At 73.4% G+C, this 25,143-nt stretch carries 17 protein-coding genes; 6 read left to right on the top strand and 11 right to left on the bottom strand.

Translation table 11 applies throughout. From position 1 onward, the window contains the following. The first annotated feature begins 286 nt into the window (after positions 1–286). Positions 287–655 carry a GNAT family N-acetyltransferase gene (locus ACFV9T_RS12895; RefSeq protein ID WP_385439302.1) on the top strand — a complete coding sequence of 123 codons (369 nt, stop codon included), beginning with the start codon at positions 287–289 and terminating at the stop codon, positions 653–655. 44 nt (positions 656–699) lie between these two features. Here ACFV9T_RS12895 and lpdA read toward each other — a convergent pair whose 3' ends face one another. Continuing rightward, on the bottom strand, positions 700–2,100 hold the full coding sequence (gene lpdA, locus ACFV9T_RS12890) for a dihydrolipoyl dehydrogenase (RefSeq protein ID WP_385439299.1): 1,401 nt from the start codon (positions 2,098–2,100) through the stop codon (positions 700–702). 30 nt (positions 2,101–2,130) lie between these two features. Here lpdA and ACFV9T_RS12885 point away from each other — a divergent pair, with 30 nt between their 5' ends. Then, the gene (locus ACFV9T_RS12885) at positions 2,131–2,505 is read left to right on the top strand and encodes an RNA-binding S4 domain-containing protein (protein ID WP_385439297.1); all 375 of its coding nucleotides are present in this window, start codon (positions 2,131–2,133) and stop codon (positions 2,503–2,505) included. Positions 2,506–2,530: 25 nt separating this feature from the next. On the opposite strand, the gene ACFV9T_RS12880 is transcribed toward ACFV9T_RS12885, so the two are convergent. From ACFV9T_RS12880 to ACFV9T_RS12870, 3 genes are read right to left on the bottom strand one after another with little or no spacing between them, the layout of a single operon-like run. Further along, complete coding sequence (locus ACFV9T_RS12880; protein WP_385439295.1) at positions 2,531–3,793, bottom strand: NAD(P)/FAD-dependent oxidoreductase; 1,263 nt, start codon at positions 3,791–3,793, stop codon at positions 2,531–2,533. After that, complete coding sequence (locus ACFV9T_RS12875) at positions 3,790–5,187, bottom strand: NAD(P)/FAD-dependent oxidoreductase (protein WP_385439293.1); 1,398 nt, start codon at positions 5,185–5,187, stop codon at positions 3,790–3,792. Before ACFV9T_RS12875 ends, ACFV9T_RS12880 begins: the two co-directional genes overlap by 4 nt. A gap of 49 nt (positions 5,188–5,236) precedes the next feature. Beyond that, complete coding sequence (locus ACFV9T_RS12870) at positions 5,237–6,715, bottom strand: FGGY family carbohydrate kinase (protein WP_385439291.1); 1,479 nt, start codon at positions 6,713–6,715, stop codon at positions 5,237–5,239. A gap of 264 nt (positions 6,716–6,979) precedes the next feature. On the opposite strand from ACFV9T_RS12870, the gene ACFV9T_RS12865 reads away from it, so the two are divergent. Both ACFV9T_RS12865 and ACFV9T_RS12860 read left to right on the top strand, forming a co-directional pair. After that, positions 6,980–7,987 carry a hypothetical protein gene (locus tag ACFV9T_RS12865; protein WP_385439288.1) on the top strand — a complete coding sequence of 336 codons (1,008 nt, stop codon included), beginning with the start codon at positions 6,980–6,982 and terminating at the stop codon, positions 7,985–7,987. Between the two features lie 70 nt (positions 7,988–8,057). Continuing rightward, positions 8,058–9,578, top strand: coding sequence for an amino acid permease (locus ACFV9T_RS12860; RefSeq protein WP_385439287.1), 1,521 nt, complete (start codon positions 8,058–8,060; stop codon positions 9,576–9,578). Between the two features lie 103 nt (positions 9,579–9,681). Here ACFV9T_RS12860 and ACFV9T_RS12855 read toward each other — a convergent pair whose 3' ends face one another. Continuing rightward, a complete protein-coding gene (locus ACFV9T_RS12855; protein WP_385439308.1) occupies positions 9,682–10,923 on the bottom strand; it encodes an FAD-dependent oxidoreductase in 1,242 nt (413 codons plus the stop codon). Between the two features lie 186 nt (positions 10,924–11,109). Here ACFV9T_RS12855 and ACFV9T_RS12850 point away from each other — a divergent pair, with 186 nt between their 5' ends. Next, positions 11,110–11,901 (top strand): peptidoglycan-binding protein, encoded by a 792-nt coding sequence (locus tag ACFV9T_RS12850; RefSeq protein WP_385439286.1) that lies wholly within the window; start codon positions 11,110–11,112, stop codon positions 11,899–11,901. A 31-nt stretch (positions 11,902–11,932) separates the two neighbouring features. Here ACFV9T_RS12850 and ACFV9T_RS12845 read toward each other — a convergent pair whose 3' ends face one another. From ACFV9T_RS12845 to ACFV9T_RS12835, 3 genes are all read right to left on the bottom strand, one after another. Continuing rightward, a complete protein-coding gene (locus ACFV9T_RS12845) occupies positions 11,933–13,243 on the bottom strand; it encodes a CAP domain-containing protein (RefSeq protein WP_385439284.1) in 1,311 nt (436 codons plus the stop codon). Between the two features lie 597 nt (positions 13,244–13,840). Then, positions 13,841–15,322 (bottom strand): NAD-dependent succinate-semialdehyde dehydrogenase, encoded by a 1,482-nt coding sequence (locus ACFV9T_RS12840; protein ID WP_385439282.1) that lies wholly within the window; start codon positions 15,320–15,322, stop codon positions 13,841–13,843. Between the two features lie 88 nt (positions 15,323–15,410). Then, positions 15,411–16,670: an aspartate aminotransferase family protein gene (locus ACFV9T_RS12835; protein WP_385439281.1), complete on the bottom strand. Its 1,260-nt coding sequence runs from the start codon at positions 16,668–16,670 to the stop codon at positions 15,411–15,413. A gap of 239 nt (positions 16,671–16,909) precedes the next feature. Between ACFV9T_RS12835 and ACFV9T_RS12830 the strand changes: the two genes are divergently transcribed. Next, positions 16,910–18,529 carry a PucR family transcriptional regulator gene (locus tag ACFV9T_RS12830; protein WP_385439278.1) on the top strand — a complete coding sequence of 540 codons (1,620 nt, stop codon included), beginning with the start codon at positions 16,910–16,912 and terminating at the stop codon, positions 18,527–18,529. 41 nt (positions 18,530–18,570) lie between these two features. Here the strand turns inward: ACFV9T_RS12830 and ACFV9T_RS12825 are convergent, their stop codons facing one another. The 3 genes from ACFV9T_RS12825 to ACFV9T_RS12815 form a co-directional block, all read right to left on the bottom strand. Next, a complete protein-coding gene (locus ACFV9T_RS12825; RefSeq protein WP_385439306.1) occupies positions 18,571–19,176 on the bottom strand; it encodes a LuxR C-terminal-related transcriptional regulator in 606 nt (201 codons plus the stop codon). Between the two features lie 397 nt (positions 19,177–19,573). Continuing rightward, positions 19,574–22,384: an AAA family ATPase gene (locus tag ACFV9T_RS12820; protein WP_385439277.1), complete on the bottom strand. Its 2,811-nt coding sequence runs from the start codon at positions 22,382–22,384 to the stop codon at positions 19,574–19,576. Continuing rightward, positions 22,374–25,130: an AAA family ATPase gene (locus tag ACFV9T_RS12815; protein ID WP_385439274.1), complete on the bottom strand. Its 2,757-nt coding sequence runs from the start codon at positions 25,128–25,130 to the stop codon at positions 22,374–22,376. The genes ACFV9T_RS12820 and ACFV9T_RS12815 overlap by 11 nt, the downstream gene beginning before the upstream one ends. Between the last annotated feature and the right edge of the window lie 13 nt (positions 25,131–25,143).

Raw genomic sequence — 25,143 nt, 5'->3', positions numbered from 1 at the left:
GCCGGGACGTCGTCGTCCTGCCGTACGCGGACCCCGATCTGGGCCCCCGGGCCCCCCCCGGGCACCCCCCCCCCCTCGGGCGGGGGCGCCCCCCGGCCCCCCCCGCCCCCCCCGGCCCATAAAAACCCCCCCCCCTCACCCCCACCACCCGGCCCCCCCCCACGCGGGCTGGGGGGGGCGGGCGCCGTACATCCCGGGGCCATTCCGCGGCCGGGAGATCACCGTCGCAGGGCCCGGCAGAGAAATGCGTTGCCGCACCCTTGCGCGGGTTGGCATGCTCGCGGCCGTGACCACGGCACACGAATCCCCCGATGCCACCATCGTCATAGCCGTCAGTGTGCGCGACCTACCGCCTCGCGACTACCAGGCTTCCGAGGAAGCCGGAACCTTGTGGCAGCTCGCCGTCCTCCCGGCACTCCAGTCCCGCGGCCTGGGAACGCTGCTGATCCGAACCGCCGAGCAAAGGATGAGGAACCGCGGCAGGCGCGGGGCCGAACTCGCCGTCGAGGAGAACAACCCTCGAGCACGCGCCCTGTACGAACGCCTGGGCTACGCCGCCTACGCCCGCAAGCCCGATGCCTGGGACGAGGAAGGACCTGACGGGGCGATCCGCCGCCACGAGACGATGTGCGTTCTTATGCGAAAGGGCCTTTGAATCCAGAGCCTTCAGCACTGTTCTCATCGCAGACGCCCAGGCGGTCACAGGTTGACCATGTGGCCCGCGAGGCCGTGTACCGCCTCCTTCACCGCTTCGCCGAGGGTGGGGTGGGCGTGGATGTTGCGGGCCAGTTCGTGGACCGTCAGGTCCCATTGCTGTGCGAGGGTGAGTTCCGGCAGCAGTTCGGTGACCTCGGGGCCGATGAGGTGGCCGCCGAGGAGTTCGCCGTGGCGGCCGTCGCTGATGAGCTTCACGAAGCCGCCGGGGTCGCCCAGGCCGTGGGCCTTGCCGTTGGCGGTGAACGGGAAGGTGGCGACCTTGACGTCGAAGCCGCGTTCGCGGGCCTGGGCCTCGGTCCAGCCGAAACTGGCGATCTGGGGCTGGCAGAAGGTGGCGCGCGGGATCATCACGTAGTCGAGTTCCATGGTCTCCGCGCCGCCGATGGTCTCCGCCGCGACGATGCCCATCGCCTCGGCGGCGTGGGCGAGCATCAGCTTGGCGGTCACGTCGCCGACCGCGAAGATGTGCGGCACGCTCGTGCGGCACCGGCCGTCGACGTCGATGGCGCCCCGGTCGGTCAGCCGGACCCCGGCGCGCTCCAGCCCGTAGCTCTCCACCCGTGGCCGGAAGCCGATCGCCTGCAGGACCTTCCCGGCCTGCAGGGTCTGGCGCTGGCCGCCCGTGGTGACCATGACCTTGACGGCGGCGCCCGAGTCGTTGATCGCCTCGACGCGGGTGGAGGTGAGGATGTTGATGCCGAGCCTGCGGTAGCGGCGGGTCAGCTCGGCGGAGACGTCCTCGTCCTCCAGGGGCACGATCCGGTCCAGGAACTCCACGAGCGTCACCTGCACCCCGTAGCTGTGCATGATGTACGCGAACTCGACGCCGATGGCGCCCGCGCCCGCGATCAGGACGCTGCCGGGCAGGTCCGGGGCGAGAATCTGCTCCTCGTAGGTGACCACCCGCTCGCTGAGCGAGGTGCCGGGCAGCAGGTGGGCGGTGGCTCCGGCCGCGATGACGCAGTGGTCGAACGAGACGGCCTCCACCCGGCCGTCGGCGAGCGCGACCCGCAGTGTGTGGGGGTCGGTGAAGGTGCCCCGCCCGTCGTACTGCGTGATCTTGTTCTTCTTCATCAGGTAGTGGATGCCTTTGACCCGGCCGTCCGCCACCCTGCGGCTGCGGTCGTACGCCGCCCGATAGTCGAGGCTCAGCTCGCCGTTCACCCGAATGCCGAAGGTGTCGGCCTCGTGGGTGAGCAGATGGGCCAGCTCGGCGTTGCGCAGCAGGGCCTTGGACGGGATGCATCCGACGTTCAGGCAGACGCCGCCCCAGAACCGCTCCTCGACGACGGCCGTGCGCAGGCCCAGCTGTGCGGCGCGGATCGCCGCCACATAGCCGCCCGACCCCGCCCCCAGGACCACGACGTCAAAATGTGCGCTCATGCGTCGCACCTTAGACATTAGAGTCGGGGTATGGCTTCAGACGAGGGGTCCGTTCGGGTCGACAGCTGGATCTGGTCGGTGCGGCTCACCAAGACGCGGTCGCTCGCCGCGTCGGCCGCCCGGGCCGGGCACGTCCGCGTCAACGGGGAGCGCGTCAAGCCCGCCCAGGCGGTGCGGCAGGGTGACGAGGTACGGCTGCGCCACGCGGGGCGGGACCGGGTCGTGGTGGTGTCGCGGATCGTGCGCAAGCGGGTCGGGGCGGCCGTGGCGGTCGAATGCTACGTCGACAACAGCCCGCCCCCGCCGCCGAAGGAGCAGACCGTGCCCGTCGCGCTGCGCGACCGTGGCGCGGGCCGCCCGACCAAGCGGGACCGGCGTGAGATGGAGCGGTTGCGGGGGCTGTGACCCCCGGGGGTACGGGCCGCTTCGGTCACGCGATGGCGATCCGTACCGGGCCGCCGTGCGCGTCGGCCCGGGTGATCCACTCGGCGGACAGATGGAGCGGGCGGCCGGGGGCCACGGTGCGCGGGACGCGCTGCCGGTGCAGGGTGCGGCCGTCCTGGCGGACCGTGAGCACCGGCCGGGTGAGGAACGCGGCGGTGCGCAGCGTGAAGCGGCGATACGGCGGGGGCGGGCCATCCGGGGCGATCCGGCCCGGCGCCACCCAGCGCAGCGGCGCGTCGGTCCGGACCGGCAGCGGGGCCTCCGGCCACGGCTCACCGGCCAGGTGGCGCAGCACGGGTCCGGCGGCGAACCGGCCGTCCAGCGCGGCGGTGGCGGCCGTCTCGACGGGGTGCAGCAGATTGCCCACCGCGAAGACCCCGGGTGCGCTCGTACGGAACCCCGTGTCGGTCTCCGGCCCCCGGGTGCCGGGGTCGAGGGGGATTCCGGCGCCGCGGGCCAGTTCGTGGTCGGGGATCCAGTCGCCGGTGAACACCACGGTGTCGCAGCCGATGGTCGCGGTCCGGCCGTCCCGGTGCGCCACGCCGACACCCGTCAGCCGGTCCCGGCCGGTCAGCCCGGTCACGGTGGTGTCGGTGAGCAGCGGGACGCCGTGGCGCAGCCGGGCGGCGAGGTGGCGCGCCGGATGGGCCTGATGGCGGGGCAGGCCGGTGACCAGGGCGGCGACCTCGACGCCGGCGGTGTGGAGGGTGTCGACCGCGGAGTAGCCGACGCGTTCGGCCCCTACGACGACGGCGCGGCGGCCGATGCTCTGGAGGTGCACATGGACGGCTTGCTGCAGCTGCCCGGTGGTGTAGACGCCCGCGGGCCGGGTGCCGGGCACGAGGCGGGCACTGCGGGGACGTTCGCGGGCGCCGGTGGCGAGGACCACGGCCCTGGCGGTGACGCGCTCAAGACCGGTCGGCGCGGTGAGGTCCACGGTGCGCGGTCCGGCCCATCCGGTGGCGGTGACGCCGGTGCGCAGGCTGACCCCGGCGCGCAGCGCGGCGGCGATGTGGCGGCGGGCGTAGTCGGGGCCGCTGAGCAGCCGGTGCAGATCGCGCGGGCCGAATCCGGTGTGGTGGCAGTGGCGGGGGATGCCCCCGGCGTGCTGCTCGCGGTCGATGACCTGGACGGTGGCCACTCCGGCTTCGGCCAGCCGGGTGGCGGTGGCGAGTCCGGCGGGTCCGGCGCCGATGACCAGGACGTCCACGGTGCGGTGCGTACGGTCGGTGTGATCGGTGGTCGTCATCGGCCAGCCTCCTCGAACTGGGCACGTACGGCGGCGCCGCAGTAGAAGCTCTGGCAGCGGCCGCCCAGCGCGCGGGTGCGGCGCCGCAGCCCGTCGAGCGAGCCCGGGGGCACGGTGGCGCGCAGCGCGTCGCGGATCTCGCCGCGGGTGACGCGCTCGCAGTGGCAGACGACGGTGCCGTACGCGGGGTCGGCGGCGATGAGGTCGGCGCGCTGGTAGGGGCGGGCGAACGCCTCGCCGATGTTCGGCATGCGGGGTGGTGCGAGGTCCCGCGCGGGGCCCGGGTCGAGGCCGCAGTCGGTGAGGAGGTCTCGTACGTGGGCGGCGATGGCCATCGAGGCGGTCAGCCCGGTGGAACGGATGCCGCCGACGGCCACGTAGGCCTGTTCGGGGTGGGCACGGATCTGGAAGTCGGCGTGTTCGGTGGCGGCGCGCAGCCCCGCGTAGACCGCGGTGACCTCCTCGTCCAGCAGCTCGGGCATGATGCGGGCGCCCTTGTCGCGGAGCAGGGAGAGCCCGGTGGCCGTGGAGCCGGTGGCGTGCTTGTCGTCGAGGTCTTCGGCGGTGGGGCCGAGCATGACGTTGCCGTAGACGGTGGGCGCCACCAGTACGCCCTTGCCGAGGGCCGTGGGCACCGGCAGCAGGATGTGGCCGACCAGGCCGCGGGCGAACTTGTCGAAGACGATGAGCTGGCCACGCCTGGGGGTGACGCTGAACTCGGTGTGGCCGAGCCGCCGGTCGATCTCGTCCGCGTACAGTCCGGCGGCGTTGACCAGGTAGCGGGCGCGCAACGGGCCACGGGTGGTGGCGATCTCGTGGTGGCCGTATGTGGTGATGGCTTCCGCGGCGCAGTTGAGGTGCAGGTCGACGCCACCGCGCACCGCCTGGGTGGCGTAGGCGAGGGTGGTCGTCCAGGGGCAGATGATGCTCTCGCCGGGGACTTCGAGGGCGCCGAGGGCGCCGGGGCCCAGATGCGGTTCGCGCGCGTACACCTCGTCGGCGGCGAGGATCCGGGTGTCGTGGCAGTCGTTGCGTACGGCCTTCTCGGCGAGGGCGGGCAGGGCGGCGAGCTGTTCGGTGTCCCAGGCGACGAGCAGGGCGCCGAGCGGTTCCACCGGGATGCCCGCCTCGGCGGCGTAGGTGTTCAGCCGCTGGTAGCCCTCGCGCACCAGTCGGGCTTCCAGGGTGCCGGGAGTGGCGTCGAAACCGGTGTGCAGGATCGCGGTGTTGGCCTTCGAGGTGCCGTCGCCGACGTCGTCGGAGGCCTCTACGAGGGCGATGCGCAGCCGGTGCGCGGCGAGTTCGCGGGCGATGGCGGTGCCGACCACCCCGGCGCCGATGATGGCCACGTCGTAGACCTCGCCGGGAAGGTCACCCGTGGTCGTTACGGTCATGCTGGGTTCCTTGGCTCCTGGTGCGGTGGATCGGACACGGGTCAGCTGCTCAGTGGCGGGTCAGCAGCGCGGCCACGGCCGACCGGAAACCGGCCCGGCGCTCGGCGGCCTCGTCCGCGCTGATCCGCGGGGTGTAGACGGCGGCCGGTTTCCACTCCGGGACGGCCCTAGCGAGCGGCAGCCCGGGGTCCAGTCCCAGCCGGGCGACGGCGCCCACGCCGAGGGCCGTCACATCGGGTAGGGCGGACACTTCGACGGGCAGTTGCAGCAGGTCGGCCTGGGCCTGCATGAGCAGCGCGGAGCGGGTGAGGCCCCCGTCCGCCCGGAGGGTGGTGAGCGGCGCGCCCAGGTCGGCGGCGGCCGCGTCGGCGATCTCGGCCACCTGCGCGGCGATGCCCTCGCACAGGGCGCGCACCAGATGCCCGGCGGTGGTGTCGAGGCCGAGGCCGGTCACCGAGCCCCGGAGGTCGCCGCGCCACCAAGGGGCGGCGAGTCCGGCGAGCGACGGTACGAACGTCACTCCCCCGGTGTCCGGCACGGAGCCGCCCACCGGGTCGAGGTCCCTGGGTCCGCCGATCACGCCCAGACCGGTGAGCCAGTGCACGGCGGAGGCGGCGGTGTACACCTGTCCGTCGAGGCAGTAGCTGGTGTTCCCGCCGAGCCGCCAGGCCACGCAGCTCACCAGGCCACTGGTGCCACGGCGGGGCCGGGGCCCGGTCTGGGCGAGCAGGAACGCACCCGTGCCGTACGTGCATTTGGCGGCGCCGGGCTCGGTGACGCTCTGGGCCAGCAGGGCGGCCTGCTGGTCGACGAGGAGTCCGGTGAGCGGGATCTCGCCGCCGAAGGCGGTGGTGGTCCCGGCCATGGTGTCCGCGTCGACGACCCGGGGAAGCTGTTCGGCCGTCAGGCCGTAGAGGTCCAGCGCCTCCGGGGACCATACGACGCGGTCGAGGTCGAGCAGCCCGGTGCGCCCCGCGGTGGCCGCGTCGGTGACGAACGCGCCGGTGAGCTGGTGGATCAGCCAGACGTCGCTGGTGGTGACGACGCCCTCGCGGGTCCGGTGGCGGCGCAGCCAGGCCATCTTGGGCGCGGCGAAGTACGGGTCGAGGGGCAGCCCCGTGAGGTGGCGCAGGGTGTCGGCGTGTTCCGCGAGGTCCGCGCACACCGTCTCCGCCCGCCGGTCCTGCCACACCAGGGCGTCGGTCAGCGGGGCGCCGGTCGCGGGGTCCCACACCAGCACCGTCTCGCCCTGGTTGGCGAGGCCGACCGCCACCACCGGCTCACCGGCCCGCGCGAGGGCCTGACGTCCGGCGTCGACGACCGACGCGAGCAGGTCGGCGGGGTCGACCTCGACCAGCCCGCCGGGGAGGTGGCGCGGGTGCACGGCCACCTCGGCGGAGCCGAGCACACCACGCTCCGGGCAGAGGACCAGCGCCTTGGTGCCCGAGGTGCCTTGGTCGACGGCGAGCACCGCTCCGGTCGCGGGGCCCGTGGGTGCGCGGTGGGGACGCTCTGGGACAGGCAGCATGTCCGGTTCTTCGGTGGAGGGTCTTCGGCGGTGGGGCTTCGGTGGCGGCGTAGATCTTGGCTGAAAGCGTGGTGCAGCGACGAGGCGGCGTCAAGACCGCACGTCCGGCGCCCGCTTGCCGCGTCCGGCCCACGGCCGCGCCCCGGACGCGGGCCCAGGCCCCCTTGAGTCATGGCGGGATGGCTATAGGATCCCGGGCATCCACTCGTCAGGCCCTGGAATTTGTCGCGCCCGGTCCATCACGCTCCGTCCGAAAGTCATCCGATGCCCGAGGAAGTGTTCCGCCCCGTCTACCACCCGGCGGGCTACGACAGCGGACTGCGCAGCGCGCTGCAGGACGTGCGCACGGGGCGTTGGATAGCCATGCGCGACCTGCTGGCCGGGACCCCGACCTGGGCCCAGTGGACGCAGCGCACCCAGGTGCTGGCCGCGGTGGCGGCGGGGTCGAATGTGGTGGAGGCGTGGCGGGCCGAGGAACCCCGGTGTGTCGCCGCGCTGGTGATGCACACCCGGGTGGCCGTGGAGCGGACGGTGCGCGCCCATCGCGAGGGGCACCAGCGCACCCGCGAGCTGTGGCGGGAGGCGTGGGAGTCCTGCCAGCTGGCCGCGCACAACTCCCCGGCGGACCCGGTCCCCTGGGTCTGTCTGCTGGCGCTCGCTCAGCTCGACAAGGAACAGCGGCAGCCGGAGCACCGGACGAACCCGCCGGGGCCGTTGCTGTTCCCCGGCCCGTGGGGGCTGCTGGCGGAGGCCGACCGGCGCGATCCGCACAACCGCGAGGCGTACCACCGGATGCTGCAGTTCGTGTACGCGCGGCGGGCGGGCGGTTCGCTGGCCGAGGCGGTCAACTTCGTGCAGTGGGTGGTCTCGGGGGCGCCCAAGGGCTCCCCGCTGCATGTGCTGCCGCTGTACGTCCACGTCGAGCGGTACCGCGAGGAACGGGGCTACGAGAAGGCCCTGGACCTGCACTGGGCCACCGAGGACGCGGCGCGGGACGCCGACAAGGCGCTGCGGCTCTGGTTCGACCACGCGGACCGGGAGACCAGCTCGCTGCTGGACCTCAACCATCTGGCGCACGCCCTGTGGGGCGCGCTGCAATTCCCCGAAGCGGCCCGGGTCTTCGAGATGCTGGGGCCGTATTTCACCCCACTCCCCTGGGCTTATCGCACGCCCGACGCGAATGACCGCGCACAGGCCGAGGACATGTTCCTGCGCGCCCGGGTCCGCTGCCTCGCGGGCGCCCGCGAGAACAGACCCGGCTCCAACCGCTGAGCCGTTCTTCCCTTCCGCCATTCCCGCCTCTGCTGACCGTCCCCGTTTCCCCTTTTCCGGAGGTACGTTCATGTCCACGCCCTGGTCGCGTTCCGTTTCCGCACCGCAGCGGGACGAGGAACAGAGACTGCGCGAGCTGGGATATCAGCCGGTTCTGGCCCGCCGCATGGGGAGCTTCGGCAATTTCGCGATCAGCTTCTCGGTCATCTCCATTCTGTCCGGCTGCATGACCCTGTACGGGTTCGGCCTGGACACCGGCGGCCCCTCGGTCATGCTGTGGGGCTGGGCCGGTGTCGGTCTGTTCGTGCTGTGCGTGGGTCTGGCACTGGCAGAGGTCACCAGCGCGTATCCGACCTCCGGCGCGCTCTATTACATGGCCGACCGGCTCGGGGGCCGCGCCTGGGGCTGGTACACCGGCTGGCTCAATCTGCTGGGGCTGCTGGGCGCGATCGCCGGTATCGACTACGGCGCGGCCCAGTTCACCGGGGCGCTGCTCAATCTGCAGTGGGGGTTCGAGCCCACTCCCCGCTCGACCATGGTTATTTTTGTCTGCATTCTTCTGCTGCATGCCACACTGAACCTGTTCGGAGTGCGTCTGGTCAGTGTGCTCAACTCGATCAGTGTGTGGTGGCACTTGGCCGGGGTCGCGGTCATCGTCGGGGCGCTGGCGATCATTCCGTCCCACCACCAGTCGCCGGAGTTCGTGTTCACCGAATTCGTCAACAACACCGGCTGGTCGAATCCCCTGTATGTGACCGCCATCGGCCTGTTGCTCGCCCAGTACACCTTTTCCGGCTACGACGCCTCGGCGCATCTGTCCGAGGAGACGTCCAACGCCTCCGTGTCCGCCGCACGCGGCATCGTGCGGGCCATCTGGGTGTCCTGGGTGGCCGGGTTCGTGCTGCTGGCGGGGCTGACGTTCGCCATCCAGGACTACGCGGGCACGCAGGCGAGCGCCACCGGGGTGCCGCCCGCGCAGATCCTCATCGACGCCCTCGGCACCGGCGGCGCCACGGCCATGCTGCTCATCGTCATCGCCGCGCAGCTGTTCTGCGGCAACGCGGAGGTGGCGGCGGCCAGCCGGATGGTGTTCGCGTTCAGCCGGGACGGCGCGCTGCCGGGTTCCCGGCTGTGGCGGCGGGTCAGCGCCCGTACCCAGACGCCGGTGCTCGCGGTGTGGCTGTCGGTCGCGGTGGCGTGTCTGCTGGCCCTGCCGTCCCTGTACTCGGAGACCGCGTACGGCGCGGTGACGGCCATCAACGTCATCGGCATCACCCCCGCCTACGCGATCCCCGTCTTCCTGCGGCTGCGCGCCGGTGACCGGTTCGAGAAGGGGCCGTGGCATCTGGGCCGCTGGAGCAAACCGATCGGCTGGGTGGCCGTGGTGTGGGTGGCGCTCGTGACGGTGCTGTTCTGCCTGCCGCAGTCCAGCCCGGTGACGGCCGATTCGATGAACTACGCGTCGATCGCGCTGGCCGCGGTGCTGATCCTGGCCACCATCTGGTGGTTCGTCGCGCGCCGTTCGTACAACACGCCCTCCGCCTATGGCTCCGCCCGCGAGGAGGCCGAGATCGCCGAGGGCATCGTATGAGCCGGGTCTGATCCGGAGGCTCGTCCGAGTCCGCGAGGCGGTGGGGCCGGGTGCGCAGATACGTTTCTGCGCACCCGGCCCCACCGTACGTCGCGCACGATCACTAATCGCCGCGCAGCAGCGACGAGACCGGGGGCCGCTCGCGCTTCGCGCCGTACGCGAGGAAGTACGCCGGGGCCCGCTTGAGCCAGGGCGCCTTCGTCAGCACCTCCGCCAGCCGCAGCGGCTTCCAGCCGTCGCCGAACGGTGACCGCCCCGCCAGCAGCGGCGCGATGACCCGGGCGTGGGCGGTGCGCTGGAGCGCCTGGGTGCCCGCGGCGGTGGGCCAGCGGCGGCGCTGGACGGCGCGGACGTCGTGCAGGCCCACCGTGCCGTCGCGCAGCGGCCAGGCCAGATGCCGGGCGGCGGCGACGGCGTCCTCGACGGCGAGGTTGATGCCGATGCCGAAGACCGGCGACATGGCGTGCGCCGCGTCGCCGATGCACAGCAGCCCGGGGCGGTGCCAGCGGTGCAGCCGGTCCAGCCGTACGTCCAGCAGCTTCACCTCGTCCCAGGAGCGCAGCTCCGGATCGCGGTCGCCCATCCACGGGTTGGCGGCCGCGAAGGCGGTCAGAAAGCGGTCCAGACCGGCGGCGCGGCGGGTCGCGTCGGTGCCCTTGGGGATCAGCACGGCGCACTGCCAGTAGTCGCCGCGGTCGATCATGGCGGTCAGGAAGCGGTCGCCGACGTTGCCCACCAGCCCCCTCGGATCGCCCTCGTGCCGTGGCAGCCGGAGCCACCACGCGTCCATCGGGCAGGGGAATTCCCGCAGCCCCAGCTCGGGCAGCTGCCGGGCCAGCGAGCCACGGCCGTCGCAGGCCACGGTGAGGGAGGCCCGCAACTCACCGGTGTCGCCGTCGGCGGTGCGGTAGCGCACCCCGGTGATCCGGCCACCCTCCCGGAGGAACGAGGTGGCCTCGGTATTCATCCGCAGCCGGAACGACGGCTCCTTCCCGGCCTCGTCCGCCAGCAGGTTCAGCAGATCCCACTGCGGCACCATCGCGACGTAGTTGTACGGGCCCGGCAGCGCGCTCAGATCGCCGACGGTGAACAGCTCGCCGTCCACGCCGATCGGCAGCTGCACGGAGTGCACATGGCGCTGCGGCAGCGAGGCGAACCGCTCGGCCAGGCCCAGTTCCTCCAGCAGTGACAGGGTGCTGGGGTGCACGGTGTCGCCACGGAAGTCGCGCAGGAAGTCACCGTGTTTCTCCAGGACGGTGACCTCCACGCCCGCCCGGGCCAGCAGCAGCCCGAGGACCATCCCGGCGGGACCGCCGCCCACCACGCAACATGTGGTCCGCTCCATCGATGTGCTCCCTTCGGCGTGCTTGCGGGGGCCGTTCCTTATCAGTTCCCTCCCGGTGCCCGGCGCGGGGCGCGGCAGTCGGGTGAACGTCACGGCTCCTCGATCGCCGGTTGGCGATCGGCTTGAGTCTTCCCGGACTTCCGTCCGTATCCCCCGCTGAATGGCGTGGGGCACTAGGAGGTCTGTATGGCAGCCGAAACCGATCCCGAGCGGGTGGGTGGGCGTCACGTGATCGAACCGACCGCGATCTTCCGTGCGGGGCCGGATCCGGAGCCGCGTCCGGAGTCCGGCGAGGACGTGGACGGGCCGGTGGAGGAATGGATGGAGGATCTGGATCTGTTCCAGCCGCCGGGCGAAAGGCTTCCGCCGGAGGCGCACCGGATCGCCGAGGACGAGACCCAGGTGATGGACTCCCGGGTCCCGGCGTCCGACTCCTTCGCCGCGTCCCACTCCTGGGGGGCGGTGGACCCGCCGACCGAGACCATCGCGCCGCCGCCCGCCGGTCCGCCGCCCACTGCTCCCCCGGCGACCACTGCGGTACGGCACCATCCCCGGACCGCCGTGCTCATCGTCGCGGGGGTCGGGCTGGGCGTCGCCCTCGCGCTCGTCCTGCTCCTCCCCGGCGGCGCGGCCATCAACGTCGCCTCACCGGGCGGCGGCAAGCCCACCGCGTCCGACGCCGGGCGTGCGCCGACCGCCTCCGCCGCCCCCACCACGGCGGTCCCGGCGCCGCCGGGGAGCCAGGCCGGTGTGCTGAGCCAGGGCGACAGCGGTCCGCAGGTCTCCGATCTCCAGAAGCGGCTGCTGAAGATCCCCAACGTCTACCAGGACGGCCAGGTCAACGGCCAGTACGACCAGACCCTCACCGAGGCCGTGGCCCGCTTCCAGCTCTGGTACGGGATTCGCGGCGACGAGGACGGGGTGTACGGCGACGCCACGCGGCGCGACCTGGAGTCCCGTACCGGCGCCGTCACCTGACGGCTGTTCGGCTCTAGCGGCTCGAACGGCTCTATCGGCTCGCGCCGAAGAGCTGGGTCCAGTACGTACCGGCGCGGCTGCCCGTGGCGTAGCCGATGCCTATGTGGGTGAAGTCGGCCTTGAGGATGTTGGCGCGGTGGCCGGGGCTGTTCATCCAGCCACGGACCACCTCCGCCGGGCCGCGCTGCCCGCACGCGATGTTCTCGCCGATGCCTCGGTGGATGGCCCCGGCGGTGGCGGCCCGGTCCCAGGGCTGGCCGCCCTCGGGGCTGGTGTGGGAGTAGAAGTCGCGGGCCACCATGTCGTCGCTGTGCGCCTGCGCCGCCGTGGTCAGCCGTGGGTCGGGGGCGAGCGGCGCGAGCCGGGCGGCGGCGCGCTCGGCGTTGGTGAGCGCGATCACCTCGGCCGCGAGGCGGCGCAGGCCGTCCGGGGTGAAGGGCTGCGCCCACACCGCCGTCCAGAACACGTCCCCGGCGCCGGACGCGCTGCCGATGCCCACATGGGCGACCGCCGGGTCCCGGAACGGGCCGCCGCGCTCCCCATCGGACAGGCAGTAGTCGATGAACGCGTCCGGGGTGCGGGGTCCGGAGACGAGGTGCTCGGTGAGGGTGAGCGGGATGTAGCCGCTGGCCGCGACCCGGTGGAAGAGTGACGTCCCGTCGGGGCTCTCCGCACCGAGCGCGCCGTGTGCGGCCATGGCCGCTGCGTGGGCCTCGGCGGCGCGGGTGAGGCGGGGGTCGAGGGTTACGGGTGGTACGCCGTGGCGTGAGCGGGCGGCGTTGACGAGCGCGAGGGCGGGCGCGTCGCCGGTGGTGGGTGGGGGTGTCGGCTGTGGATCCGCCGTGCCGTCGTCCGCGACGTCGACGCCGAAGTCGCGCGCCACCCCGGCCAGCCCGTCCGCGTATCCCTGGCCGATGGCCCGTACCTTCCACCGGGTGCCGCGCCGGTAGATCTCGGCGAGCAGCAGCACCGTCTCCGTGCCGGGGCGCGGCGGGGCGAAGCAGGCCAGCGGGGTGTTGCCGCCGCTTCCGCTTCCGCTTCCGGTGATGCTCATGACGGGGGCGGGCAGGCGGCCGAGCGGGGTGCCGGGGTCGGCGGGGCTGACGACGACGGTGACCCGGCTGGCGCCGGGGCGCAGCTGGCCGGGCCGCACGGTGATGGTGTCCCCGTGGACCTGGACGCCGGGGGTGGTGGGCTGGTTGAAGAAGACGAAGTCGTTGTCGCCCGTGACCTTTCCGTCGTCGCCGGTGACCAGTGCGGAGAGGTCGAAGGGGCCTGGGACGCGGATGGTCAGCGTGCCGTCCGGCAGAGGTTGGTTGCTGCCGGGCACCAACTCGGCCATGGGTCCCCTCCTCGTGCCGTGCCCACCAGGCCAACGGCCCGGCGGCGGAGGCGGTTCCCGCGCCGGGTGGCTTCTCCCCTACCCGCCCCTCCCCACAACTGGAGCTCCGCCCCAGCCCCCGGTCCTCAATCGCCGGACGGGCTGAGTCGCAGGCCACCCGGCAGAGTGCGGAGGTCTTCCCCCTACCCGCCCCTCCCCGCAACCAGGGCTCCGCCCCGGACCCCGGTCCTCAAACGCCGGACAGGCTGAAGCGCAGACCACCCGCCCCAAGCCCCGGCGCCGCAGAGGGCGCCGGTTCCCACACCACCTGGCCGGGCGCTGGGCCTATTCCCCTACGCCGCCCCTCCCCGCAACCAGGGCTCCGGTCCTCAATCGCCGGACGGGCTGGTATTCGGGAGGTTAAGGGCCCGCCCGGGTCCCCGCCTCCGGGCCGCCCGATGGTCACCTGGCCGCTATCGACCCGGTGACCCGGAACACCAACGTCCGCCACGCCCATGTCCCCCGGATACGGGCCCCCAGACCGCCGTCCAGGCCGGGCGGGGGCGGGGTCCAGGGGCGGAGCGCCCTGGGTTCGGGAAGGGGCGGGTAGGGGATCAGCTACGCGGGGGTGGCGATGTACTTGTACTCCAGGAACTCGTCGATGCCGACGCGCCCGCCCTCGCGGCCGAGGCCGGACTGCTTGACGCCGCCGAAGGGGGCGGCCGGGTTGGAGACCAGGCCGGTGTTGAGGCCGACCATGCCGACCTCCAGGCGTTCGCTCACCCGCAGCGAGCGGTTGAGGTCGCGGGTGAAGACGTAGCCGACCAGGCCCCATTCGGTGCTGTTGGCGGTGGCGACGACTTCGTCCTCGTCCTCGAAGGTGAGGATGGCGGCGACCGGGCCGAAGATCTCGGTCTCCATCAGGCGGCTGGCCGGGGACACGCCGGTGAGCACGGTCGGGGGGTAGAAGCAGCCGGGGCCGTCGGGGGTGGCGCCGCCGACCAGGACCTCGGCGCCGCGGGCGACGGCGTCGGCGACCAGGTCCTCGACCTTGGTGCGGCCCGCGCGGTCGATCAGCGGGCCGACGTCGACGCCGGGGCGGCTGCCGGGGCCGACGTCGAGGGCGCCCATGCGGCGGGCGAGGCGGTCGGCGAACTCGGCGGCCACGGAGGAGTGGACGAAGAAGCGGTTGGCGGCGGTGCAAGCCTCGCCCATGTTGCGCATCTTGGCGGTCATGGCACCCTCGACCGCGACATCGAGGTCCGCGTCGTCGAAGACGATGAAGGGCGCGTTGCCGCCGAGTTCCATGGAGGTACGGACCACGGCGGGCGCGCACTGGGCGAGCAGGACGCGGCCGACCTGGGTGGAGCCGGTGAAGGACAGCTTGCGGATGTGGCCGCCGGTCAGCAGCGGCTCGACGACCTCACCGGCCCGCGAGGTGGTGACGACGTTGAGCACCCCGGCGGGCAGTCCGGCCTCCTCCAGGATGCCCGCGAGGGCGAGCGAGGAGAGCGGGGTCTGCGGGGCGGGCTTGAGCACCATGGTGCAGCCCGCGGCGATCGCCGGGCCGATCTTGCGGGTGCCCATGGCCAGCGGGAAGTTCCACGGGGTGACGAGGAGACAGGGGCCGACGGGACGGCGCATGAGCAGCATGCGGTTCTTGCCGTCGGGCATCGTGGCGTAGCCGCCGTCGATACGGACGGCCTCCTCCGAGAACCAGCGGAAGAACTCGGCGGCGTACGCGGCCTCGCCGCGCGCCTCGGCCAGCGGCTTGCCCATCTCGGCCGTCATCAGGGCGGCGAGCGCGTCGGCGCGCTCCAGGATGAGTTCGTAGGCGCGGCGCAGGATCTCGCTGCGGGCGCGCGGGGCGGTGGCGGCCCATTTCTCCTGGGCGTCCAGGGCGGCGTCGAGCGCGCGCTGTCCGTCGGCGGGGCTCGCGTCGGCGACGTCGCACAGCACCTCGCCGGTGGCCGGGTCGTCGACCGGCATGGTCAGGCCGCCGGCCGCGTCGGACCAGGACCCGGCGATGTACAGCTTCTTGGACACCGTCGCGAGGACGTCGCCCGCTGCGGGGAACGAAGGGGTGGGCAGGGCAGACATAGCGGCAATCTCCTTCTGTGGCCGCCGCCCGCGCGGGCGGCGGGCGGCGGCCGGGGTTCCCGAGGGTGATGGACGGCCCGGGGCCGCGTCAGGCGGTGGCGGTTCCGGCGCTCACGGCGGCGGACCAGGCGCGCAGTCCCTCGTCGATCGCCGCTTCGTCGACGACCAGCGCGGGGATCATCCGGACCACATGGTTCCAGGCGCCGCACAGGAGCAGCAACAGGCCCTCGTCCACGGCGGCGCGCTGCACCCGGCCCGCGGTCGCCGGGTCGGGTTCGCCGTCCTCGGTGACGAACTCGCTGGCCAGCATGAGGCCGAGGCCGCGGACGTCGCCGATGGCGGGGGTCTTCGCGGCGATGTCCTCCAGGCCGGAGCGCAGCCGGGCGCCCATGGCGTCGGCGTTGGCGACGAGGTTCTCGTCCCGTACGACGTCGAGGGTGGCCGCGGCCGCGGCGCAGGCCACCGCGTTGGCGCCGTAGGTGCCGCCCTGGGAGCCGGGCCAGGCCTTGGCCATCAGTTCCTCGGAGGCGGCGATGCCGGACAGCGGGAAGCCGCTGGCCAGGCCCTTGGCGGTGACCAGGATGTCGGGGCGGATCCCGAAGTGGTCATGGCCCCAGAACCGGCCGGTGCGGCCGACGCCGGTCTGCACCTCGTCCAGGATGAGCAGGAAGCCGTGGCGGTCGGCCCGCTCGCGCAGCCCCCGCAGGAAGCCCTCGGTGGCGGGTACGTAGCCGCCCTCGCCCAGCACCGGCTCGACGATGATCGCGGCGGTGTCGTCGGGCGAGGAGATGGTCTGCAGGGTGTAGTCCAGCTCCTTCAGCGCGAACCGGGTCGCGGTCTCCTCGTCCCAGCCGTACCGGTAGGCGGTGGGGAACGGGGTCACCACGACGCCGCTCATCAGGGGCGAGAAGCCGGAGCGGAAGCGGGTCCCGGAGGTGGTCATGGACGCGGCGGCGACGGTACGGCCGTGGAAGCCGCCGTGGCAGACCAGGACGTTCGGCCGCCCGGTGGCCTGGCGGGCGAGGCGCAGCGCGGACTCGACGGCCTCGCTGCCGGAGTTGGTGAAGAAGAGGCTGTCGAGGCCCTCGGGCAGCACCTCGCCGAGCTTGGCGGTCAGCCGCTGGAGCGGCTGGTGCATGACGGTCGTGTACTGACCGTGGATGAGGGTGCCGACCTGCTCCTGGGCCGCGGCGACGACCCGCGGGTGGCAGTGGCCGGTGCTGGTGACACCGATGCCCGCGGTGAAGTCCAGATAGCGCCGTCCGTCCTCGCCGTGGAGGTAGACCCCCTCTCCGCTGACGGCTACTACCGGAGTGGCCTGGCGGAGCTGCGGCGACAGATTGCTCATGATCTCTCCCAACACCCACGGGGACGGCGGTGGACCGGTGTGCTCCCGGAATCGCCTCAAGACTCTTCCGGAGACTTCTTCGAGCCTGCGGGAGCGGACCGGGGAAAGACAATGATCATTGTGTCGCGGGCCGGTGATCGGGATGGACGTTCTGTCAACCGGGACCGGGTGGACACTTTGTCAAGGAGACCCCCCGCTCATGGTTGCGCCCGCCTGCCCCGCTTGTCAGAGTGGCCTGCATGAACGGCTCCGCTCCGCTCACCCTCGGCGACGCGCTGCGGCTGCCGGTACTGGCCGCCGGGCATCCGGAAGTGGTGTCCGGCCATGATCAGCTGTCCCGTCCGGTCCGCTGGGTCCACATCACCGAACTGCTCGACCCGGCGTCCTTCCTCAAGGGCGGCGAGCTGGTCCTCACCACCGGGATGCCGCTGCCGGAGGACCCGGCGCTGGTGCGCCGCTACGTGGAGGAGCTGGCGGACATCGGTGCCGCGGGCCTGGTCATCGAGCTGGTCCGGCGCTACCACGAGCCGCCGTCGGAGCTGGTGGAGGCCTGCCGGGCCCGCGATTTCCCGCTCGTCCTGCTGCCTGGGAACGTGAACTTCGTGGAGGTCACCCAGATCGTCCACTCGATGATCATCGGCAGCCAGATCGAGACCCTGCGCCGGGCGCAGGACGTCCATGACACCTTCACCGCGCTGACCCTGCGCGGCGCCGAGCCGGACGAGGTGGTGGGCATGGCCGCCGAGCTGAGCGGCCATCCGGTGGTGCTGGAGAACCTGGTCCACCGGGCCGTGATCTGCGGTTCGCCCGGCCAGGCCGTCGAGGGGGTGCTGACCGGCTGGGACCGGCGGTCGAGGGGTACGCCCTCGCCCGACCGCACCGAGCTGCGCGGCCCGGAGAACTGGCTGGTCACGGCCGTGGAGTACCGGGGCGAGCGCTGGGGGCGGCTGGTCATGCTGCCGGATGCCTCGGGCACCCCGGCGGTGGGTCCCGAGCACGCGATGGTGCTGGAGCGTACGGCCACCGCCCTGACCATCGCCCGGCTGACCCAGCACACCCGGTGGGAGCGGCGCGCCCACCGCACGCTGCTGCTGGATCTGGTCGAGCAGCGCTGCCGCTCGGCCGGGGAGGCGCGGGCCCGGGCCGAGGCGCTGGGCATGCGGGTCATGGGGCGGCGGCTGATCGTCGTACTCGTCACGCTGACCCCGGGGCCCGGCGGCGAGGAGCCGGGCGAGCTGGAGGACCGGCTGACCGAGGAGATGGCCGCGACCGGTGCCGCGGTGCTGACCGGCACGGTGCCCGGCGATCATCTGGGGGTGCTGCTCGCGTTCCATCCGGCCACGCCCTGGCGGCCGCTGGTGGAGCGGCTGGGCCGGTCCGTACGGGAGTCCGATCCGGACGCGGTCGTCAGCGTGGGCTCCGAGGTGTCGGACCTGTCGCAGACGGCGCGCTCCTTCCAGCAGGCCGCGCGGGTCGCGGACGCCGCCGTCCCGGGCACCGCGGACAAGCCGTTCCATGAGCTGAGCGATATCGGGCTGCGGCAGTTGCTGTACGCACTGCGCGGCGATGTGCGGGTGCAGGAGTACGTGGAACGGCAGCTGGGCCGGTTGGTGCATCACGATGAGCGGCATGGCACCGATCTGCTGGCGACCCTCCACGCCTATCTGGACGCGGCGGGCAACAAGACGGTGGCCGCCAAGCGCGCGAGCCTGTCACGGCAGGCGTTCTACCAGCGGCTGCACGCGATCGAGCGGGTGCTCGGCTGCGATCTGGAGTCGGGTGAGCAGCGCACCCAGCTGCATGTGGCGCTCACCGCGTTCAGCGTGCTGCGGCTCGCCCGCGGCTCCGGCCCCCCGTAACGCCGCCGGGTGGCGGCTGCCGGATCACGTCACCGCCGGTCTCACTTCACGAAGTCGTCGACGACCTTCGGCGGCCAGGAGCCCACGTTGAGGACGCCCACGGAATAGGCGCGGGAGACCAGGGCCGCCCGGTTGGGGACCCGCAGCTTACGGAGCAGACGCGTCACGTGGTATTCGACGCCCTGTCGGCTGAGATAGAGCCGGGAGGCGAGCGGAATGGTGGAGAGTCCGGCCGCGATGCCTTCCAGAATGCGCGCCTCGATTTCGCTGAGGATCTTCTTGCGGCTGGTCACCATGTCCAGCTCCTGACCGCCTGCCACGGGCCGCAGCACCACCAGCAGCGAGGCGACGTGCGAGGTGCCCTCGCGTACGGCGACCGCGGTGAGCGCGCTGGTGAAGGCGGTGCCCTGGGCGCTGACGACCACCACCTGACCTGCGAACCGATGGCGGGTGCCGTCGGCCAGCCGGGAGAGCTGACGGTGCAGTGCCTGCTGGGCGCTGGGATGCGCCAGATCGCAGAAGTCGCGGCCGCAGACGCTCATGGAGTCGTCGTCGAACTGCCGGAAGAACTCCTGGTTCGCCTGCCGGACCGTCAGGGACGGGTCGAGGCAGACGACACACGCCCCCGGCTGGTCGAACTGGCGCAGAAGATCCGCGTACTCGATCTGGTCGCATTCGAGTTCGCGGGGAGTTGGCCGAGCCGAATCTGCTAGAGCGGAAACTGCCAAGGGACTGCCATCCCTTCCTGTTTATCAATGACCGGGTGCGAATGACCGGGGGTGAAAACCGCGGTTATTCAATTCGAAAGCTTTTTATGGAGACTAGGGAGATCCATACGTATGAGTCAACGTCAGCAGGTTCGCGTCGCCCAATCCTGTGGTCCCGTACCTCCGAGGTTCGGTCCGTACCGAAGGGCTTCGGTGGTCGGTTCGGTGGGTTCGGCGACCTGCGAAACTTGCCCGGAACGAACGCGTCGTACGGCCGGTGCGCGGGCATGCCGGAAGCCCGGCCGAAGCCGGTTGGACACCCGTTGAATTAGCGGCGTTAACGCAGGATTTCCGAATCCAGGCGGGGCAGGATCTCCATCAGCTGGCGACGGCCGGAAATGTCCAGCTTGCGGTAGGCGTGGGTGAGGTGCTTCTCGACCGCGCGGGAGGTGACGCCGAGCTGGCCCGCGATCTCCTGGTTGGTGAGGCCGCCACCGGCCAGGGAGACCACGGTGCGTTCGGTACGGGTCAGGGCGGCCTCCGGCCGCGGGGGCGCCGCACCGCGCCGGTGTTCGGCCGACTCGATCAGCCAGGGCGCGCCGCAGACCGCGGCGAGGGCTCCGGCCTCCCGTTGCAGGGCCGCCGCCTCGGGACCGGCGTCCAGCCGCCGGGCCAGCAGGGCGAGCGAGCGGGCGAGTTCGAGTTCGTTGGCGGACGCGCGCAGCACGTCGGCCGATTCGCGCAGCAGGTTCGTGCCCTGGGCGCCGTCGTGCATCCGGCCCTTGAGCCGCAGGGCGCGGCCGAGCGCGACGGGGGCGCCCCAGGCCTCGGCCCGGGCGTGCTCCTCCTCGGCGAGCGCCAGCGCCGCGCGCGAGTCTCCGATGCGGTGCTGGAGGGCGGCCGCCCAGGGCCGCCACGGGAAGAGGACGGGATTGCGCCACCCCGCCGCCTCCAGCTGCCGGCCGCAGCCCAGCAGGGTGTCCAGCGCGCTGGTCCAGCGGCTGTGCCGGGCGTCCTGGGACGCCTTGAGGAGCTGGAGCGAGGCGGTGAACGCGAGGCTCGCGGACCGGCGCCGCCCGGCCTCGTCCAGCAGCCCTTCGACCAGGTCCGCGTCGCCGAGTTCCAGGGCGACGCTGGTGAGGGCGACCGTGGCGAGGATCCCGGCCTCCTGCCAGTGCGCCCCGGCCAGCCGCATCGCGCGCTCGGCGGACTCCCGGGCCCGGGCCGCCCGGCCGCGCGCCACCAGCATCAGCGCCTGCTCGGCGTGGACGAGCGCGTCGACGGCCGTCACGTCCTGCCGTGGGGAGTCGCGCTCGGGCGCGGGCCAGGAGGTGATGCCGCGTACCGAGTCGGCGGCGACCAGCGCGACCGCCACCAGCGGCAGCGATGAGTGGGCCCGGTCCTCGGTGGCCGGTTCCCGCTCCAGGACGCGGCCCGCGAGCCGGGCGACCTCGGCCGCCGGGCGCCGGGTCGTGAGCATCGCGGCGTTGAGCAGGACGGCGGCCAGCTCACGTTCGGCGGTCGAGCCGAGCGGCGGCTCCTCGCCCATCGCCGACAGCCGCTCCACGGCCGTGGCCAGCCCCGCCGGGTCCTCGTGCCCGGCGTGCCGCAGCCGCGCCTCCAGCCGCAGGGCCACGTCGCGCGCCGAGCCGTCGAGGGCGGACGCCGGGCCGAGGTCCTCGGCGACCTGCTGGAGCAGGTCGATGACGGCCGGGGGCACCGTGCCCACGATGGCCGGGGAGATCCGCAGGGCGGCGGCGGCCCGGTGGCGTGCTGTGGGCAGCAGGGGTATCGCCTGGGAGATGTGGCGTTCGCAGGCGGCGGGGTCGAATCCGCGCTCGGCGGTGGCCAGGTCGATCAGCAGCCGCCCCCGGCTCTCACCCGACAGCCCGGCGTCCAGCAGGGCGCGCCGCAGATAGCGGGTGGCGATGTCCGGCGCGCCCCGGCGCAGCGCGGTCTCGGCGGCGGCCCGCAGCACCTCGACCGCCCACGGGTGCTGTGAGGCGGTGACGGCCATCAGCTGGGCGGCGACCAGTTCGGCGGAGGAGCCGTTGCGGTAGAGGAGGGCCGCGGCGGCGTCGTGCAGCCGCTCGCGCTCGGCGACGGTCATCGAGGACTCGACGGCGTCCTGCACCACGCGGTGGAGGAAGCGCGGCTCCTGATCGGCGGCCAGCAGGCCGAGTTGGCCGAGGACACGCAGCGCGGCGGCGAAGCCGATCGGGTCGAGGCCCGCCAGCCGGGCCATGAGTTCGGGTTCGCCCTGGTCGCCGAGGACGGCGATCGCGGCGGCCAGGTCCCGTACCGACCGCGGCTGGGTGCGCATGCAGCCGGCCAGCCACTCGCGCAGCTGGGTGGGGCGCTGCCGGCGGGCCGCGTCGGTGTGCCCGGCGTGGGGGCGGTGCCCGGCCGCCGCGAGGGCCACCAGGACCGACCTCAGGAAGAGGGGGTTGCCCGCGGAGATCTCGTGGCAGGCGCGGGCGAACTCCTCGTCGCCGGGCTCGCCGAACTGGTCGAGGACCATCTCCCTGGTGGCCCCGAGGGACAGCGGCCCGGGGCGCAGCACCCGCTGCGCGGAGTCGGTGATCTCGCGCAGCGTCAGTTGCCGGGCCCGTGGATCGCCGTCGCGCAGGGCGCAGACGAGTACGGCGCGCAGCCCGTGCAGCCGCTTGGCCAGGTAGGCGAGCCAGCGCAGCGAGGGGGCGTCCGCCCATTGGAGGTCGTCCACCAGGATCAGCAACGGCTGGTCGGCGCCGACGTCGGCCAGCAGGGAGCGCAGTCCGTTCAGCACCGTCTCGGAGAGGGCGACGGAGCGGCACTCGCCGAGCGGCAGGGCGTCGTCGGCGAGGACCATGCGGGCGAAGTCGCCGTGTTCGCGCAGCCAGCGTTCGCAGGCATCGGGCGGGGCGCTGGTCAGCAAGCTGTCGAAGAGCTGCCGGACGACGCCGAAGGCGAAGTCCTGCTCCATCGGGGCGGCGTTGGCGCGCAGGACGCGGACGTCCTGCCCCGCCAGCAGGGGCAGTCGCTGCAGCAGCGCGGTCCGGCCGATGCCGAGCGGGCCGGTGAGCAGCAGCAGCGACGAGGTGCCCGTGGCGGCGGCGCGCAGGGCTTCCCTGATCTGTGCCACCTCGGTGTCCCGCTCAAGCAACATCCGTGCCGTATCCCTCCGTCGCCCGTACCAGCGCGTGGAGTTCCGCGCGCCCCGCTATCCGCAGCTTCCGGTACGCGACGCTGAGCCGCAGCTCGACCGTGCGCCGGGTCACCGACAGCATCTCGGCGATCTCCCGGTTGCCGTGGCCGAGTCCGGCGAGGGTCGCGGTGCGCCGCTCGGGTTCGGTCAGCGTCGCCCAGGCGGGGTGCGGGCCGGGCCCGGGCGCGGCGGGCTGTCCCAGCCGTTCGGCGAGTGAGCGCACCCGCGCGGCGAGCCTGCTGGAGGGCCGGTGGGTGGTGGTGAACGTGAACAGCTCGGCCACCAGCGGGGCGGCGGGCTTCCCGTCCCCCGCGTCCAGTTCGGTGGTGGCCAGTTCGATCAGCGCACCGGCGTAGGCCAGCCGGGCGGGAGCGGGGCGCAGAGTGTGCACGGCCTCGCGGAGCCGGTCGGCGCGGGCCTCGCGGGCCACCCGCCCGGCGCCGAGCTGGGCCCAGCCGAGGGTGCTGGCGGTGCCCCACCGCCGGGCCAGGGCGATCTCCTCCTCGCACAGCCGCTGTGCCTCCTCATGGTCGCCGAGCGCGTGGCACGCTCCGGCGGCCCTCGAACGCCAGGGCAGCAGGGCGGGGTTGCCCCGGCCTCCGCTCAGCAGCCGCCGTCCGCAGCCGCGGAGCAGCTCCAGCGCGTCCGCGTGTCTGCCGTCCCGGGAGGCCACCAGCCCCCGGGCGAACAGCAGATGGGCGAAGGCCGCGCCGTCCTGTGCCTCGGCCGGGACGGGGGCGGCGGCCAGCTCCCCGGCCTGGTCGGTGCGGCCGCTCTCCAGCGCGACGATGATCCGCATCGACGTCAGATAGGGGAGGTGGTGCGGATGCCAGTGGGCGTGGGGCAGGGCGCGCCCGGCGGCGGCGATGTCCCGTTCGGCCGCGTCGAGGCGGCCGCGCCGCAGGTTCAGTTCGCCCCGGACGGCCAGGACGAGCCCGGCGGCGGCCCGGGCGTTGCGCCGCCGCAGGTCGAGGTGGAGGGCGTCCAGCCGCACCTCGGCCTCGTCCAGGTCGTCGGTCAGGAGCAGGAGCCGCGCGGCGGTGAGCCGGGGCAGGATCAGTTCGTCGCCGCCGGGCTCGCCGGTGAAGGCGCGCCGGGCCAGCGCCCTGGCCATGGGCAGGTCCTCGCCGTGCAGGGCGAGTCGCCAGGCGCGGGCGGCGGACTGCGCCGGGTCGGTGGGGCGGGCGGGCAGCGGCGGGATCTCGGGCAGCAGCGGGTCGGCGTCGTCGTGGCGGCCGGATTCGGCGAGCCGTAACAGCCCGGCCAGGGCCTCCCGTTCGCCGTCGCGGGCGGTGGGCAGCGCGTTCGCCACGGCCGACCGCAGGCTGTCCACGCCGCCACGGGTGAGGCCGAGGTCGGCGGCGCGCACCCGGGTCCGGGCGGGTGCGTCGCCGCCGGTCCGGATGATCTCCGTGAGCCGCCGGTCGCCGGCCTCGGGCGCGCTCAGCACCTCGATGGCGGCCAGCTCCAGGCCGAGTTGGGCGCGCCCGTCGCGGTCGCCGGGCTCCTCCAGGGCGCGGGACAGGCAGGCGATGGCGTGGGCGGGGTGCCCGGCCCGCAGCGCGGCGGTGGCGGTGCGGCGCAGCGCGTGGACGGCCCAGGGTTCGCCGAGCGGGCGGGCGGCGAGCAGCAGCCGGGCGGTGTCCTCGTCGGGTACGGCCGCCCGGTGGGCGAGTTCGGCGGCCCGGGCGTGCAGGTCGGCCCGTTCGTCGGCGGTCATCTCCTCCAGGATCCAGTTCCGTGCCTCCGGGCAGCACAGCCGCAGCCCGGTGCCGGTGGCGGTGGCCAGCCCGCTGGCCTCCAGCGCCGCGCCCAGTCCGGGTTCGCTCGCCGCGCCGGGCCCGGCGAGCGCGTACACCAGGGGCAGGTCGAGGAGTTCGCCGCAGACGGCCAGGGCGCGGACGACGGCGACGGCGGTGTCGGAGAGCCCGCCGAGCGCGCGGACGACGTAGTCGCCGCAGACGGCCTCGATGAGCGCGCGCAGCTCCGGCGCCCGTCCGTCGACCGGCTGGTGGCCGCGTGCGGTGAAGTGGGCCAGCGCCTCGTGCAGCACCATGGGGTTGCCCGCGCTCACCTCCCACGCCGTCTCGGTGAACACGCCCTCGCCGGGCTGTCCGCAGACCGCGGCGATCATGGTGGCGACGTTCCGCAGGGTGAACGCGGACAGCGCGAGCTGCTGGGTGGGGACCGGGCCGGGGAAGGGGGTACCGCCGTACCAGCCGGGGTGGCTGACGCCTCTGCTGCTCGCCAGCAGCGCGACCGGCTTCCCCGGCAGCCGCCGCACCAGGGCGTCGAACCAGTGCCGGGAGGCCGGGTCCAGCCAGTCCAACTCGTGGACGACGAGCAGCGTCGGCCGGTCGTGGGCGCCGCGCAGCAGTTCGGCGAGGCCCGGCAGTCCGCTGTCCGGGCCCGGTTCGGCGAGGGCCGCCAGCGTGCGGTCGCTGAGCCCGTCCAGCGGTGTGAGCAGCTGCTGCACCACGCCGTAGCGCAGTTCGCTCTCGCTCCGTGTGGCATGGGCGGTCAGGGTGCGCAGCCCCTGTTCCTCGGCGAGCCGGGCCGCCCGGCGCAGCAGCGGGCCTCGGCCGAAGCCGGGCCGGCCGGACAGGGTGACGACCGACGGGCGGCCTGCCGCCAGGTCGGTGACGACGGAGTCCAGCACCGCCTGCTCTCGTTCCCGTCCCGGGAACGGAAGCCCGTTGAGCTGCATGGAACGACTATAT

Origin of the sequence: Streptomyces sp. NPDC059850 (assembly GCF_042731515.1) — a bacterium.
Lineage (GTDB): Bacteria > Actinomycetota > Actinomycetes > Streptomycetales > Streptomycetaceae > Streptomyces.
Note: the sequence above shows the minus strand (reverse complement) of the source record. Positions and strands in the feature narration are given on the sequence as shown.

Excerpts from the sequence above, each read along its gene's own strand:
- lpdA (WP_385439299.1), bottom strand. The coding sequence starts at position 2,100 with ATGAGCGCACATTTTGACGTCGTGGTCCTGGGGGCGGGGTCGGGCGGC.
- ACFV9T_RS12885 (WP_385439297.1), top strand. The coding sequence starts at position 2,131 with ATGGCTTCAGACGAGGGGTCCGTTCGGGTCGACAGCTGGATCTGGTCG.
- ACFV9T_RS12880 (WP_385439295.1), bottom strand. The coding sequence starts at position 3,793 with ATGACGACCACCGATCACACCGACCGTACGCACCGCACCGTGGACGTC.
- ACFV9T_RS12875 (WP_385439293.1), bottom strand. The coding sequence starts at position 5,187 with ATGACCGTAACGACCACGGGTGACCTTCCCGGCGAGGTCTACGACGTG.
- ACFV9T_RS12870 (WP_385439291.1), bottom strand. The coding sequence starts at position 6,715 with ATGCTGCCTGTCCCAGAGCGTCCCCACCGCGCACCCACGGGCCCCGCG.
- ACFV9T_RS12865 (WP_385439288.1), top strand. The coding sequence starts at position 6,980 with ATGCCCGAGGAAGTGTTCCGCCCCGTCTACCACCCGGCGGGCTACGAC.
- ACFV9T_RS12860 (WP_385439287.1), top strand. The coding sequence starts at position 8,058 with ATGTCCACGCCCTGGTCGCGTTCCGTTTCCGCACCGCAGCGGGACGAG.
- ACFV9T_RS12855 (WP_385439308.1), bottom strand. The coding sequence starts at position 10,923 with ATGGAGCGGACCACATGTTGCGTGGTGGGCGGCGGTCCCGCCGGGATG.
- ACFV9T_RS12850 (WP_385439286.1), top strand. The coding sequence starts at position 11,110 with ATGGCAGCCGAAACCGATCCCGAGCGGGTGGGTGGGCGTCACGTGATC.
- ACFV9T_RS12845 (WP_385439284.1), bottom strand. The coding sequence starts at position 13,243 with ATGGCCGAGTTGGTGCCCGGCAGCAACCAACCTCTGCCGGACGGCACG.
- ACFV9T_RS12840 (WP_385439282.1), bottom strand. The coding sequence starts at position 15,322 with ATGTCTGCCCTGCCCACCCCTTCGTTCCCCGCAGCGGGCGACGTCCTC.
- ACFV9T_RS12835 (WP_385439281.1), bottom strand. The coding sequence starts at position 16,670 with ATGAGCAATCTGTCGCCGCAGCTCCGCCAGGCCACTCCGGTAGTAGCC.
- ACFV9T_RS12830 (WP_385439278.1), top strand. The coding sequence starts at position 16,910 with ATGAACGGCTCCGCTCCGCTCACCCTCGGCGACGCGCTGCGGCTGCCG.
- ACFV9T_RS12820 (WP_385439277.1), bottom strand. The coding sequence starts at position 22,384 with ATGTTGCTTGAGCGGGACACCGAGGTGGCACAGATCAGGGAAGCCCTG.
- ACFV9T_RS12815 (WP_385439274.1), bottom strand. The coding sequence starts at position 25,130 with ATGCAGCTCAACGGGCTTCCGTTCCCGGGACGGGAACGAGAGCAGGCG.